Origin of the sequence: Roseiflexus sp. RS-1, assembly GCF_000016665.1 — a bacterium.
Classification (GTDB): domain Bacteria; phylum Chloroflexota; class Chloroflexia; order Chloroflexales; family Roseiflexaceae; genus Roseiflexus.
This window is the reverse complement of the sequence record NC_009523.1, coordinates 2,394,090-2,407,186: the sequence shown is the minus strand read 5'-3', so window position 1 is coordinate 2,407,186 and position 13,097 is coordinate 2,394,090. Positions and strand designations below refer to the sequence as shown.

General features: G+C 61.2%; 11 protein-coding genes. 6 read left to right on the top strand and 5 right to left on the bottom strand.

Features of this window, described 5'->3' with window-relative positions; all coding sequences use genetic code 11:
• Positions 1-4: 4 nt before the first annotated feature.
• From ROSERS_RS10050 to ROSERS_RS10040, 3 genes are all read left to right on the top strand, one after another.
• On the top strand, positions 5-601 hold the full coding sequence (locus ROSERS_RS10050; RefSeq protein ID WP_011956674.1) for a TetR/AcrR family transcriptional regulator: 597 nt from the start codon (positions 5-7) through the stop codon (positions 599-601).
• 84 nt (positions 602-685) lie between these two features.
• Positions 686-2,095 carry an MFS transporter gene (locus ROSERS_RS10045; RefSeq protein WP_049767500.1) on the top strand — a complete coding sequence of 470 codons (1,410 nt, stop codon included), beginning with the start codon at positions 686-688 and terminating at the stop codon, positions 2,093-2,095.
• 246 nt (positions 2,096-2,341) lie between these two features.
• On the top strand, positions 2,342-2,872 hold the full coding sequence (locus tag ROSERS_RS10040) for a hypothetical protein (protein ID WP_011956672.1): 531 nt from the start codon (positions 2,342-2,344) through the stop codon (positions 2,870-2,872).
• Between the two features lie 89 nt (positions 2,873-2,961).
• Here ROSERS_RS10040 and ROSERS_RS10035 read toward each other — a convergent pair whose 3' ends face one another.
• The 3 genes from ROSERS_RS10035 to ROSERS_RS10025 all read right to left on the bottom strand — a co-directional run bounded on the left by ROSERS_RS10035 (position 2,962) and on the right by ROSERS_RS10025 (position 5,792).
• Positions 2,962-3,144 carry a hypothetical protein gene (locus ROSERS_RS10035; protein WP_041333434.1) on the bottom strand — a complete coding sequence of 61 codons (183 nt, stop codon included), beginning with the start codon at positions 3,142-3,144 and terminating at the stop codon, positions 2,962-2,964.
• Positions 3,145-3,585: 441 nt separating this feature from the next.
• Entirely contained in the window at positions 3,586-4,530 is a 945-nt protein-coding gene (locus ROSERS_RS10030; protein WP_011956670.1) for an STAS domain-containing protein, read from the bottom strand.
• Positions 4,527-5,792: a HAMP domain-containing protein gene (locus tag ROSERS_RS10025; protein ID WP_011956669.1), complete on the bottom strand. Its 1,266-nt coding sequence runs from the start codon at positions 5,790-5,792 to the stop codon at positions 4,527-4,529. The genes ROSERS_RS10030 and ROSERS_RS10025 overlap by 4 nt, the downstream gene beginning before the upstream one ends.
• A gap of 224 nt (positions 5,793-6,016) precedes the next feature.
• On the opposite strand from ROSERS_RS10025, the gene ROSERS_RS10020 reads away from it, so the two are divergent.
• Both ROSERS_RS10020 and ROSERS_RS10015 read left to right on the top strand, forming a co-directional pair.
• On the top strand, positions 6,017-7,435 hold the full coding sequence (locus tag ROSERS_RS10020) for an NAD(P)/FAD-dependent oxidoreductase (protein ID WP_011956668.1): 1,419 nt from the start codon (positions 6,017-6,019) through the stop codon (positions 7,433-7,435).
• A gap of 322 nt (positions 7,436-7,757) precedes the next feature.
• Entirely contained in the window at positions 7,758-8,105 is a 348-nt protein-coding gene (locus ROSERS_RS10015; RefSeq protein WP_041335105.1) for a transposase, read from the top strand.
• A 124-nt stretch (positions 8,106-8,229) separates the two neighbouring features.
• On the opposite strand, the gene ROSERS_RS10010 is transcribed toward ROSERS_RS10015, so the two are convergent.
• Entirely contained in the window at positions 8,230-9,618 is a 1,389-nt protein-coding gene (locus ROSERS_RS10010; protein WP_011956667.1) for a nuclease-related domain-containing protein, read from the bottom strand.
• Between the two features lie 210 nt (positions 9,619-9,828).
• Entirely contained in the window at positions 9,829-11,454 is a 1,626-nt protein-coding gene (locus ROSERS_RS10005; protein ID WP_011956666.1) for an alpha-amylase family glycosyl hydrolase, read from the bottom strand.
• Between the two features lie 248 nt (positions 11,455-11,702).
• Here ROSERS_RS10005 and ROSERS_RS10000 point away from each other — a divergent pair, with 248 nt between their 5' ends.
• Positions 11,703-13,082: a CCA tRNA nucleotidyltransferase gene (locus tag ROSERS_RS10000; protein ID WP_011956665.1), complete on the top strand. Its 1,380-nt coding sequence runs from the start codon at positions 11,703-11,705 to the stop codon at positions 13,080-13,082.
• Positions 13,083-13,097 lie beyond the last annotated feature (15 nt).

Here is a 13,097-nt window from a genome sequence, read left to right as displayed (position 1 = left end):
GCATATGGGTAAAGGCACAGAAACACGTGAGCGAATCATCGCTCGGGCAGCAGAGATCTTCAACGTCGATGGCTATGCAGGGACGGCAATCAGCGATATCATGCGCGCTACTGGCCTGGAAAAGGGTGGCATCTACCGCCACTTCAGCGGCAAGGATGCACTCGCCCTGGCTGCGTTCGACTATGCCGCCGGGCAGGTGCGTCAGCGCATCGCCGCCAGTCTGGCTGGGAGTCCGACCGCAGTGGCGACCTTGCTGGGGTTCGTGGAAGTTTTTCGCGGCTATGCCCACAACCCGCCCGTGGTCGGCGGCTGTCCCATCCTCAACACCGCTATCGACAGCGACGACACCAATCCTGCGCTGGCACAGCGGGCGGCGGCGGTGATCGACGAGTGGCGCAGCCTGATCCGCACCACTGTCGCCCAGGGCATCGCGCGCGGCGAGATCCGGCCCGAGATCGACGGCGATGCCCTCGCTCTCCTCATGATCGCTACGCTGGAGGGCGCCGTGATGCTCGCCCGCCTGTTGCGTGATGCTGCGCCACTGGAGCAGGCTGCGAACCACCTGTGCAGTTATATCGAGCAGTCCGTTCGCGCGTGCTGAGCAGCCGCCCTTTTTTTGGCTCAATTTGCGACCGATCGGTCTCTCGCAGGGCGCACCATTGTGTGCGCCAGGAAGGAGTCGCTTGTGGCAACGCCATTAACCGCCCGCTCACCCTGGCATGTGCTTACCGTCACCAGCCTGGCAGTCTTCGCCGTGTTGCTTGATAGTCTGGTGCTGGTGGTGGCCTTCCCGGACATCGAACGCAGTTTCCCCGCCGTCTCTGCCACCGCGCTCTCCTGGGTGCTCAACGCCTACACGATCATCTACGGCGCACTGTTGGTTCCTGCCGGGCGTCTTGCCGACCGAATCGGACGCCGCCGGACCTTTCTGCTCGGTGTGACGCTGTTCACGACGGCCTCAGTCCTGTGCGGACTGGCGCTGTCACCGGGGTGGCTGGTCGCGCTGCGAATGGCGCAGGCGGCAGGTGGGGCGCTCCTCTCGCCAGCTGCGCTGGCCCTCACGCTTGCCGCCTTCCCACCAGAGCGACGGACCCTCGCGGTGGCGCTCAATGGCGCAGTTGGCGCCCTGGCAGTCGTGGCCGGGCCACCCCTTGGCGCGCTGATCGTACAGACGGTCGGCTGGTCGGGGATCTTTTTTCTCAACCTGCCAATCGGGCTGCTGGCGCTCGTGGTTGGGTGGCGTGTGCTGGCGGAATGGCGCGAGCCGACCACTGCCTGGCCTGACGGGTTGGGGGTGACCCTGCTCATCGTCGGTGTCGGTCTACTGACTGGCGGGCTGGTGCAGAGCGAAGCCTGGGGTTGGTCATCGCCAGCAGTGCTCGCCATGCTGGCCGTCGGGGCCACGGTGCTGGGCGGCTTTCTACGTCGTGCGCAGCGGGTGGCCGTCCCGGTGCTGGATCTCGCGCTATTCGCAAGCGGCCCGTTCCGCCGGGCGAATCTGGCCAACACGTTGTTCGGCGTAGCCTTCACCGCAATGTTCTTCGGCTCGGTGTTCTTCCTGACCCGGATTTGGGGCTTTAGCCTCGTCCAGGCCGGGCTGGCGATCACCCCGGGACCGCTCATGGTAGTCCTCGGGGCGCCGCTGGCGGGGCGGCTCGCAAGCCGCTGGGGACATCGGCGCCTGCTGGTCGTCGGCGGCCTGCTCTACGCCGCTGGCGCCCTGGTGCTGCTCATTGGGGCTGGTCCGACGCCGCAGTTTCTTGTCCGCTGGCTGCCAGCAATGGTGCTCACTGGCCTGGGCGTCGCCCTGATCATCCCGCTGTTGAGCGGCGCGGCCGTGCAGGGACTGTCCCTGGCGCAACTCGCGACCGGCAGCAGCGTGGTGCAGGCCCTGCGCCAGTTCGCCAGTGTGCTCGGGGTCGCGCTGACCGTGCTGTTGCTGGGCGACGGGGTGCTGACAGCCGTGTCCTTCGCGCCGATCTTCGGCTTGATGCTCGCGGGTGGATTGGTGGTGAGCGCGATCAGCGCCGGACTGCCGCAGGTAGTCGTGCCAGCTCGCAAGGAGGGCGCCTCGGACTACGAGCCTGTCGTGTGAGGACGGGCGTGCAACGCCCTCGACCGCGCAACATCCTGGCGACTGAGCTAATGGAGATTGAAAATTAAATCCGCTATCCCGCGCTAGCCATCGGGCTGAAGCCCTCGGCTATGGAATGCGAAGCCCGCCTGCGCGGGCTATAGCGGATTATTTCTTCAAAGACCATCAGCCATGATTGCGGCAGGTCGGGTTTGACCAGAAGATAGCGTATCGTTCTCTCAGCTCATCTCACGAAAGGAACATGCCATGTTCGCAACACTCATCTTCGGAATGCAGGTCGTCGTGAATCTGTTGCTCTACAGCCTGGTCGCTCGCTGGCATATCCAGCCACGACTGAAGCAACTACCGCTCGTAGCGGCGCTAACGCCACTGTTGCTGTTTCAGGTATTGCGAACAATGGGCGCCACCTTCCTCCTTCCGGGTGTCGTCGGCACGGCGTTGCCTGAAGGGTTTGCGGCTCCAGGCGCCTACGGCGACCTGCTCGCGGTGACACTGGCGCTTGTCAGCCTCTTCGCGTTGCGGCGGGGCTGGCGCGGCGCCCTCATCCTCGTGTGGTTGTTCAGCATCATCGGTCTGCTTGACTTTCTTTCTGCCTTTACGCTGGGTATCAGCTTCAACATTGCCGCAAACTACGCGCTCGGACCGATCTGGTTCATTCCGACCTTTGCTGTGCCGGCGTTTGTAGTGGCCCAGGTATTGGTGATCATCCTCCTGGTGACGCGGGGCCACGAATACACCGTTGCACGCCGCCAGAAACCCGGCGTGCAGCCGGTGTGACCAAAGACCGATGACGAGGTATCGGGGATGGAACGACCGTCGCTTTATCGGCTTGATAGAGGAGCACTATCGATGATTGAAGCACCACATCAGTTGAACGCTGTCGAATTCGACTGCAAAAACAGTGTTGCTCCTGCCGGAAAGAGCAGCACGGCGACCATCACCATCACCAGATGCCCCAATCGCTGTTGCGCTGGCGAGGTGGCGCGCCAGGGCTGTCGCCAGGCGATCCAGGCGCCCACCAGCGCGACTTGCACAACGCGTAGCAGCATTGCGGTTATGGCTACGCTGCCATCTGGAGATTGAGAAATACATCCGGTATGCACCCTTGCCATGGGGCTGATGGAGATTGAAAATTAAATCCGCTATCCTGCGCTAGCCGTGGGGCTGAAGCCCTCGGCTAGCCAAGGCGAAGCCCGCCTGCGCGGGCTATACCGGATTATTTATTCAAAGACCATAAGCCCTCGGCTATGGAATGCAAAGCCCGCCTGCGCGGGCTATGGCGGATTATTTCCTCAAAGACCATCTGGCAGTCGCGCCAGCAACGCTGGTCATGGGAACAGGACATAGATCAAGCTGGCAAACAATCCTACCCCGCCCCAGAGACCAGTGCGCCAGTATGGACTGATTGGCGGCGTGGTCTGGACAGTGAAGAGATTGCGGAAGCATTGTATGAGATGAAAAGCGGGCATGTCTTGACCTCACCTGTGCTATCACTGAGTCTGCGTCAGCGCCTCCTGCGGCGAACGCACGGTGTGGATGCTTTCCAGCGCCACCCCCAGATGGGTCAGGGTCATAGCCACGGTCGCCGAGATGCCGGTGAGCGTCACCTGACAGCCGAGCAAACTCAGCGCCCGGGCAGTCTGGATGAGCGCCTGCGCCACCTGAGTGTCGACAGCCGTCACGCCGCTGATGTCGAGAATGACCCGTTGCGCTCGTTGGGCGCTGGCGTCGTTGAGCAGCCGCGCAGTGAGCGCCTGCGCGCGGCGGGTGTCGAGCGCGCCGACAATTGGCGCCAGCAGCACTCCTTCTGCCAGCGCGATGGTTGGCGTTTCCAGCACCGAGACGAGTTCGAGGAGTCGCTGCTGTTCGGCGTTGCGCTGTGCCAGTTCCTCCGCCTGCGCCGCAAGGTCGCGTTCGCGCTGCTCGGCGCGAGCGCGCGCTTCTTCCGCCTCACGCTTTGCCGCTTCCAGGCGCTGAGCGTTATCGATCGACAGGCGACTGAAGATCATTCCGCCGATAATCAACGTAAACGTCACCAACTCGAAGGGATTGAGATAGGGACCGCCGCCTGTGCGAATGGCGAAGGCGGCGAGCAGCGCCAGCGCACTGCTGGCAACCCAGACCGGACCGGTCAGCACCAATGCCAGCGCTGGGATGGTGTAGATGACATGATTGAAGCGCGACTCAAGGAACTGCTCATTCATGCCAAGCGCCACGACCAGGGTGAGAAAAACGATGAGCAATGGACGGGCAGGTTCCCATCCGCGCCAGTAGGCGAACCACAGACCGCCGCCGAACGCCAGACCTGCAACGATTGGGATGATGGTGAGCCACTGCGGTTCCGGAAAGAGGGCGACAGTAAGAGTGAACAACCCCAATCCATTGAGTAATCCAAAGGTTCCATGATGGATCTGTCGTTGTGTCAGACGGATCACGAGCCTCCTCCTTTTTGCGCCAGTGCGCTCTGCAAATCGCTGCAGGTTCGAATACTACTCAGGCTTATTCCCAGTCCGACGATGGACTGCGCCACCTCGGAACGAATGCCGATCAGGGTGACGTCTGATCCAAGCAGGCGCGCCGCCTGAACGACGCGGATCAGTCCTTGCGCCACATGACTGTCCACCACCGGTACGCCGGTGATGTCGAGCAGCAGGCGACGGGCGCGGGTCGCTGCGATGCGTTCCAGCGCCTGCTCCTGAACCTGGAGCAGGCGGGTGCTATCGAGTGCACCGACCAGCGGCATCACCAGGGTATCATGGCTTACCGGCAGCACAGGGACGCTCAATTCGCGAATGGCTTCCTGCTGCTGCTGAATAATCGTCAGTTGCTCGACAGCCTGTCGGTGCGCTATTTCGAGCGCATCGCGCGCCTGCGTCACCTGCCGGTAGTGCAACTCGAGATCACTGGCTTGCTGCTGGACTGTTGCTGCCATACGGTTGAACGTCTGTTGCAGCATGCCGATCTCGTCATTGCTCGTGACTGGCAGTTCGCCATCCAGACGACCCTCCGCCAGGCGACTTGCCACGTTTGTAATCGAGCGCAGGGGACGCACAATGCGGCGCTCGATCAGCCAGAGCGCGCCGGCGGTCAGCGCAACCATTGCCATCAGCGCCAGCACAACATCCGCGAATGTGAGTGTAACATCATTTGCAATGTACTGCCGGGCGACATCGCCCATGCCTGCGAAATGCGCGTTCGCCTGATCTGTGAATGCCTCGCGCTGCTCCTCGACCAGTTCAATCTCTGCGTAAAACGCCTCGCGCTGCGTATCGGTCAGCGCGTCGGTTTCAGACGGCAGCCGATTGTACAGGCGCTGCGCCGCGCGCAGGAGCGCTTCAGCCTCGTCTGCAATCGACGCATGCTGTTGGTCGATATCTGCCAGGACAAGGCTGGAGATATGTTCTGAAGTGCGCATCCGCGCCGTCGCCTCTTCCAGTTGCTTGAGCAGTTCGGCGCTCTCCTCGTACTCTGCAGGATGGCGGGTTTGCAGATATGAGTAGGACTCGGTCAGGAATTGTTGTGCGGCGAGATTGATTGCTGCAACTGTCTGAACATCATCTATGATCGCCTGGTTCAGATCATTGGCGACGTTCTGGATTTCGATCACCGTGAAGATCAGATCAATCGCCAGAACCCCCAGAATAATGAGATACCCGACTGCCAGCACGGCGGTTTTGCGGGTCAGACTCCACGACACTTCTGTTTCCTCCTGAGAGCATACATGGCTGGTTGACGGAAACACTGCTGCAACGTGACGGCGCCACAAGATAATGTGTTCGTGTCAGGGTCACATGCGCGCGACGTGTTGTGAGTATATCCAACGGATGTCACCAGGGTATTACCAGCCATTCAGTCGTGGATTTGACAGAACTCGTCTCTCATCCTACCCTATGGATCATTTGATTGCACCGCACATCCAGTATGGCTTCGATCCAAAACTCGTTCACAGCGCGTGCGCTGGAAGGCGCTGCCGCACTGGCATCCACAGCCTGGCCCGTGATGGAGCGGCTTTTGCCTGAGCGCCTGGAGTTTGATGATACTCAGTCTATCTGGCATGCCGGGACGTCGGACTATCGACCACGTCCATCGCTCGAAGGTTCCATCACTGCCGACCTTGCCATTATTGGCGGCGGGTTCACCGGCGTCAGCACCGCGTATCATATCGCACAGCGCTTTCCCCAACGGCGCATTGTCCTGCTCGAAGCGACATCGCTGGCGAATGGCGCCAGTGGACGGAACGGCGGTCTGGCGCTGAACTGGATCAACGGGATCGACACGAGCGATCCCGACCTGACCCGCAAGGTTTATGGGTTGACGAGCGCCGGGTTGTGCGCCATCCGCACCCTGATTGAACGTCACCGTCTCCCGGTCGATCATCGTTTCGATGGCACATTGACGCTGCATACCAGCCCTGAACGCGCCGAAGCTGCGCACGCCGAAGGGGAATATCTGCGCGGGTTGGGCATTCCGGTGCAGTTCCTGTACCGCAATGAACTGGCGCCACAGTTCAACGCTCGCGGCGTGTATGGGGCGACGTTCGAGCCGGATACCGGGCAGATCAACGGAGCGCAGTTTGTGCGCGGATTGCGTCCAATTCTGGAGGAGCGCGGCGTTGCGATCTATGAGCAGACGCCGGTGCTTCGTCTCCGGGTCGGTCGAGAGATCCATCTGACGACGCCACGCGGCGAGGTGCGGTCACAGGCGGTGGTGCTGGCGACAAATGGCTACACCAGCAAGTTGGGGTTGTTCCGCGATGCGCTGTTCCCGCTGCATTCAAGCGTGTTTGCCACGGCGCCGCTCACCCCGGCTCAACGGGAGGAACTGGGATGGCGCTCGTTTGCCGGGTTTGCTGATGATCGTGATCGCATTTCGTATGGATCGCTGACGTGTACAGGTCACCTGGTGTTTGGCGGCGGCAGTAACCAGGCGTATGCTTATCTGTTCAACAATCGTACCCGCTTCCCGATGCAGAGCGGTATTGCCCGTCGCGCTCAGGAAGCGATCCGGCAAACGCTGTTGGAATATTTTCCGGCGGCGTCGGCGCTGCCCATCGCCTGCCGCTGGAGCGGGGTTCTGGGGATCACGCTGAACCGTCAACCGCTGTGGGGTCGGTGCGGCGAATACCGGAATATCTACTACGCGCTGGGGTACTCTGGTCACGGGATTACACTGGCGAATCTTGCCGGTGAGTTCATTGCCGACCTGTACGGCGGGGATGACAGCCGATGGCGGTGGTTGCCGTTCTATGAGCGGCGTTACCCACCCATACCGCCGGAGCCGTTCCGCTGGTTGGGGTATCAGGCATTCACCCGGCTTACCGGGCGTTCACCACGGGTGTAGGCGCCGCTGCGCACGTGCGGAAACAGCCCTGGGGCAGGCGAAGGCGCCGCCTCCGCCCACCAGTCCAGATCACAGTGCCTGCCCGTGTGTACTCCTTGCGTGCTGATCTCCAGACAGAGCAGCGACATTTCCCAAAGCGCCGTTCGGCGGCGCTGCCAGCGCTGAACTGGCAACCGATAGTGCGTCAACCATTAGAGGGCGATCAGAAACCCGGATTTGTGGTATCATGATGGTGACCATGCCGTTCTGAGAGGGCGATCAGAAACTCGGGTTTGTGGTATCATGATGGTGACCATGCCGTTCTGATGAGGAGCAATCTCGTATGCCACGACGTGCGCTTCGATCCTATCCAACGAAGTATGCAACCGATCTGACCGATGAACAGTGGGCCGCTATCGCACCGTTGGTCGTCACCCCGTCGTCCAACGGCGGCCGCCCGACCGAAATCGATCGCCGCGCGATCGTCAACGCGCTGCTGTACAAACATCGCACGGGCTGCCAGTGGCGCATGCTTCCGAAAGATTTTCCGCCGATGAGTTCGGTTCGGTACTATTTCGACAAATGGAATCGCGATGGAACATTGGTCAAAATCGATGATACGCTGCGTCAACTGGCGCGACACGCGCTGGATCGCGACCCAGAGCCGTCCATCAGCGCCCTGGACTCCTGATCAGTCACAACGACCGAAGCAGGCGGAGAGCGCGGCTACGACGGGAAAAAAGGTCAGCAGGCGCAAACAGCAATGTTGGGTTGATACCATTCTTAGCGGCTGAGTGGAAACACGCGTCCCTGACTCACCCCGTTCCCGGCGTCGGCACCAGCCAGGTCGTTTCGCCGAAGGGAAGTTTCTTCAGTACAACCACCAGGGTGGAAGCATTCAAATTGACAGGGCGATCAATGATAGCGCTTCCTCGCACTCTTTCGCCGGGGGGGGCGCGCAGTTCGCGCGGTTGAGAGAGGTCATCCGCCACCAGGTAGCGCGTTCCGACCGAGTCGCGCACCTCGATGTTCTCCGCTGTCAGCGGCAACACAATGCTCTGGTCGCTCAGGTTGTTCCGCAGGCTCCAGCGCAGCGTCATTTTGCCGTTGCAGAACTCAACCTCTTCGAGGGTTACCACCACATCGGGGGATAGTCCAGGCGCGTTGCCGCCGACGCCGACATTCTCCCAGACCCCGTTGATCATGCGCCGTCCGACCGGTTGGAACCCGCTCCAGACACAGGTACTGACCGGCGAAATGGCGCCGGCGTCGGCGCCACCGGCAGGAAGGCTGGTCGAAACCACCAGGCTCTGCGCCGATTGATCCGGACGGGGAGCGGAACGCCCCTGGCTGAACAGGATGCCGATCAGCGCAAGGATGACCAGTCCTGATGCCAGCGCGACACGACCAGTCCAGGATTGCCAGAGAGATGCCAGGCGCCGATTGGACGTTGGAGGTGCTGGCGTCGATACCTGTTGCGCTTCAGGATCAGCAGTTAATGTTCGCGCCTGTTCGGTTGGCGGAACATCGATCACAGGATGTTCCGGCGACGCCGGACGTTCCACGACAACGGTCGGTTCATCGAGGCGCGGGAGCACGCCTTTGAGCAACGTATTGATCTCCGCCCAGCGCGTGAGGTGGAGCAGTTCCGGGATGCGGAGCATCTCCTCATCGGTGAGGTCGATTTCGCTCGAACGCTCGGTCACCAGGTAGGCGGGCAACTCATCAAGCCCTTTGAGATCGACCTTCCAGTCGGTTTCGACGCGTGAGCCTTCCTGAAGCGTCGGCGCAATCACAACCAGGCGACGGCAGGTGCGAAAATCGACCGTCTTCGCCTTCTGGGGCGACAGCAATTCAGCGCGATGGTCGTTGAGAAAATTGACCAGATTGTAGTAATACGAAATGACCTGGTTGTATGGATTCTTGCGCCCGGGGTTCAACCGTTTGCGCTCGCCGTTGGAGCCTTCGACAAACCACGGACCGTTGACATCGCCGAAGACCTTGCCGTCGCAATGCTTCAGTTCGATGATGAAAATCCCGTCTTGCTTGATAATGACCAGGTCGATGTTTCGACCGCCGACGCTGAAATTGGCAAGGATCAGGTACAGACCGTCGAGACGGTCCAGACCGCGCGCCAGCGCCATAATTGCGCGCCGCTCATTTGCGTGTTCTGGTTTCTCACCGATCCAGACCTGCACAGCCATCCGTCGTCTCCTCAGGCATGCGCCCACACGTAACGCACAGCCTTACACACCTTAAGCACCATTGCGTACCAGACAGGGGAAGTGTCGTCATTCGTCCGAGGACCGCAGGAACGGGGCGGGATCGGGCGTATACCGGGACAGGACCTTCCGCATGGGTATTATCGCGCAGATTGCCGTTCTGTGCAATAACCGAATGTGAACGTATTGTGATCAAGACGCAAGCGCCACAACCACCCCTTCATCTGCGCGCAGTTCCAGAGAGTCGCGGACAGTGATGCCGCCGCGGTCGAGATGGGTCGAGAGTGCAATCGTTCCTTCGCCGATGGCAGAAAGGTTCATCCGCGCCGGATGCGATGCAAGGTTGAGGGCGATCAGAAAGCGACAGCCATCCGCTTCGCGTATGAATGCCAGCACCGACTGTCGTGCGGCATCATCTCCCTCGACCGTCACCGCCTGATACGAACCGATCGACAGCGCTGGCTCGGAGCGGCGCAGCGCCAGCAAACGGCGATAGAGCGAGAGCATGGAGTGCGGCACGTTGCGCTGTGTCGCCACATTGCGCTGCCGGTAATCATCGGCGACCGGCAGCCAGGGTTGAACTTTGCTGAAGCCGGCGTACTCGCTGGCATCCCATTGCATCGGCGTGCGCTGCGGATCGCGGCCATGCCCTTCACCTGGCACATTCTTCTCAAACGGGTCCTGCACGCGGTCGGGCGGGATCGGCACATTGTGCATCCCGATCTCATCACCGTAGTAGATCGTCGGCGTGCCGCGCAGCGTCAGCAACAGCATGGCAGCGACGCGCGCCTGCGCCTCACCGACCCGGCTGGCAATGCGGGGTTGATCATGATTCCCAAGCACCCAGTTGGGCCAGGCAAAAGGTGGGAGCAGCGCTTCGTACAGTGCAATCGTCTGCGCGATGGTTTGCGCATCCCATGGCAGCAGCACGAGTGCAAAGTTGAACGGCAGGTGCGCTTCAGGCGCTTCGGGGGTTCCGTAATAGCGCATCAGGCGATCATACGGCAGGTAGATCTCACCGACCATCATCCGCTCATCGTATGAATCGAGCACCCGGCGCATCATCGCAACAATGGTGTGAACATCCGGTTGGTCGGCGGAGTAGGTTTCGAGCAGTCTCATATGCGGCATCATGCCGGGTTTCCAGGCAGGGTTGGGAGGATTATCGCGGAACTGATCGTCCTTGATCATCAGCCACATGACATCGACACGAAATCCATCCACGCCGCGGTCGAGCCAGAAGCGCATGGCGTCGAGCATTGCCGCCTGCACCTGCGGATTGCGCCAGTTCAGGTCAGGTTGTTCCTTGAGGAAGAGGTGGAGATAGTACTGACCGGTAGTTGCATCATACTCCCACGCCGATCCGCCAAAATAGGAGAGCCAGTTGTTCGGCGGACCGCCATCCGGCGCCGGGTCGCGCCAGATGTACCAGTCACGTTTGGGGTTGCTACGCGAACTGCGCGACTCGATGAACCAGGGATGTTGATCCGATGTGTGGTTTGGCACGAAGTCGAGAATGACCTTCAGATTTCGTCGATGGGCATCGGCAACCAGGGTGTCGAAGTCGGTGAGTGTGCCAAAGAGGGGATGAATATCGCAGTAATCGGACACATCGTAGCCGAAATCGGCCATGGGCGAAGGAAAGATAGGAGAGAGCCAGATTGCATCAACTCCCAGATCGACCAGATAATCGAGTCGGGAGCGAATGCCGCGCAGATCGCCAACCCCATCGCCATTACTGTCCTGGAATGATCGCGGATAGATCTGATAGATCACCCCGCGCTGCCACCAGAGATATTCGGCCGGTTGCGTCGCCATCTCCGACCTCCATTTCAAGAAGCGATCAGTCGTGTGGGCGCTCTGACGTGGAACGACCCGGCGCCATTATACCGCGTAACCGTTCTGGTACGAGCATCTCATGTTCCGATGGGGGCGGCAAGACGTACCGTGCTACAATGTCTCTCTGGTTCGGGTTGCTCTGGTGTGGATGCGGGTGCAGCGCACCTTTCATCCATGCAACACGAACCTTCTGAGCAGGCGACAGAAGTTGCGGAGATGGAAGTTCTATGCTTCAGCCGTCCTGGTATGCTCTCCTTGAACGTCTCGATCCGCTCTTCGCTGCAATGATGCGCGTCGGCGGGCATCCGCTGCTCGTGGGTGGAGCGGTGCGTGATCTGTTGCTCGGTCTCACGCCGACCGATATCGATATCGAGGTCTATGGCGTTGATGGGCAAACGCTTGCCGCTGCGCTTGCGCCATTCGGTCGCGTCAATGTCGTTGGGCGATCATTCGGCGTACTGAAAATGCGTCTCGATGAGTATGAGGTGGATGTGGCGTTGCCGTCGCGACGCCATCCGCTGCCTGATGAGGAGACCGGTGCGTTGCCGGATTACGACCCATCACTGACGCCGCGCGAGGCGCTGGCGCGACGCGATTTCACGATCAACGCGCTGGCGCTGACGCCATCCGGCGATCTGATCGACTATTTTGGCGGTCGCGCGGACCTCGAGGCGCGGGTATTACGTCACACCTCCGAGGCATTCGGCGATGATCCGCTGCGAGTGTTGCGCGCGATGCAGTTTGCTGCACGCTTTGCCATGCGTCTGGCGCCGGAGACGGCTGCGTTGTGCCGCACGTTGTTGTCGCAGGCTGCCGGTCTGCCGCCGGATCGCATCTGGCGGGAATGGCAGAAATGGGCGCTCCTCGGCGTGTTCCCATCTGCCGGGTTGCGCGCACTCGACGAATCGGGATGGCTGGCGCTCTACCCGGAACTTGCCGCGCTCCAGGGATGCCCGCAGCATCCCCGTTACCACCCTGAGGGGGATGTGTGGACGCACACGTTGCACGTCTGTGATGCTGCGGTGCGGATCGCCGACCGCGATGCGCTCGATGGTCATGAACGCCTGACACTGATCGTTGCGGCGCTGTGCCACGACCTGGGAAAACCGCCAACCACGGTGATCGATGACGATGGCATCCCGCGTAGCATCGGGCATTCGGAAGCGGGCGTGTCGTTGACCCAGACGTTTCTGGTGCGCATTGGCGCGCCGCACTGGATCGAGCGCCGGGTGACGCCGCTGGTGCGCGAACATCTGGCGCATCTCAATGTGCAACCCACACCGCGCGTTGTGCGGCGGCTGGCGCATCGTCTTGCGCCAGCGACTCTGCAACAGTGGGAGCGCCTGGTGGAAGCTGACGCCTCTGGACGTCCGCCGTGTCCGCCGGATCGACCAGCGGCGGCATTTCTGGCGGTTGCCGAAGCGGAAGGCGCAGCGATGAGCCGCCCGGCGCCACTGGTGCGCGGGCGTGACCTGATTGCGGCGGGGGTTGCGCCAGGACCGCGCCTGGGAGCGTTGCTGCGGCGCGCCTATGAAGCGCAGCTCGACGGGGTGTTCAGCACAGCGGAAGAAGGGGTGACGTGGGTGTTGCAGACCGATGAGGTTTGACGCAACACTAATGTT

Bases quoted from the DNA above. Each gene is read 5' to 3' on its own strand.
- ROSERS_RS10000 (WP_011956665.1), top strand. From the start codon at position 11,703: ATGCTTCAGCCGTCCTGGTATGCTCTCCTTGAACGTCTCGATCCGCTC.
- ROSERS_RS10040 (WP_011956672.1), top strand. From the start codon at position 2,342: ATGTTCGCAACACTCATCTTCGGAATGCAGGTCGTCGTGAATCTGTTG.
- ROSERS_RS10005 (WP_011956666.1), bottom strand. From the start codon at position 11,454: ATGGCGACGCAACCGGCCGAATATCTCTGGTGGCAGCGCGGGGTGATC.
- ROSERS_RS10035 (WP_041333434.1), bottom strand. From the start codon at position 3,144: ATGCTGCTACGCGTTGTGCAAGTCGCGCTGGTGGGCGCCTGGATCGCC.
- ROSERS_RS10020 (WP_011956668.1), top strand. From the start codon at position 6,017: ATGGCTTCGATCCAAAACTCGTTCACAGCGCGTGCGCTGGAAGGCGCT.
- ROSERS_RS10015 (WP_041335105.1), top strand. From the start codon at position 7,758: ATGCCACGACGTGCGCTTCGATCCTATCCAACGAAGTATGCAACCGAT.
- ROSERS_RS10050 (WP_011956674.1), top strand. From the start codon at position 5: ATGGGTAAAGGCACAGAAACACGTGAGCGAATCATCGCTCGGGCAGCA.
- ROSERS_RS10010 (WP_011956667.1), bottom strand. From the start codon at position 9,618: ATGGCTGTGCAGGTCTGGATCGGTGAGAAACCAGAACACGCAAATGAG.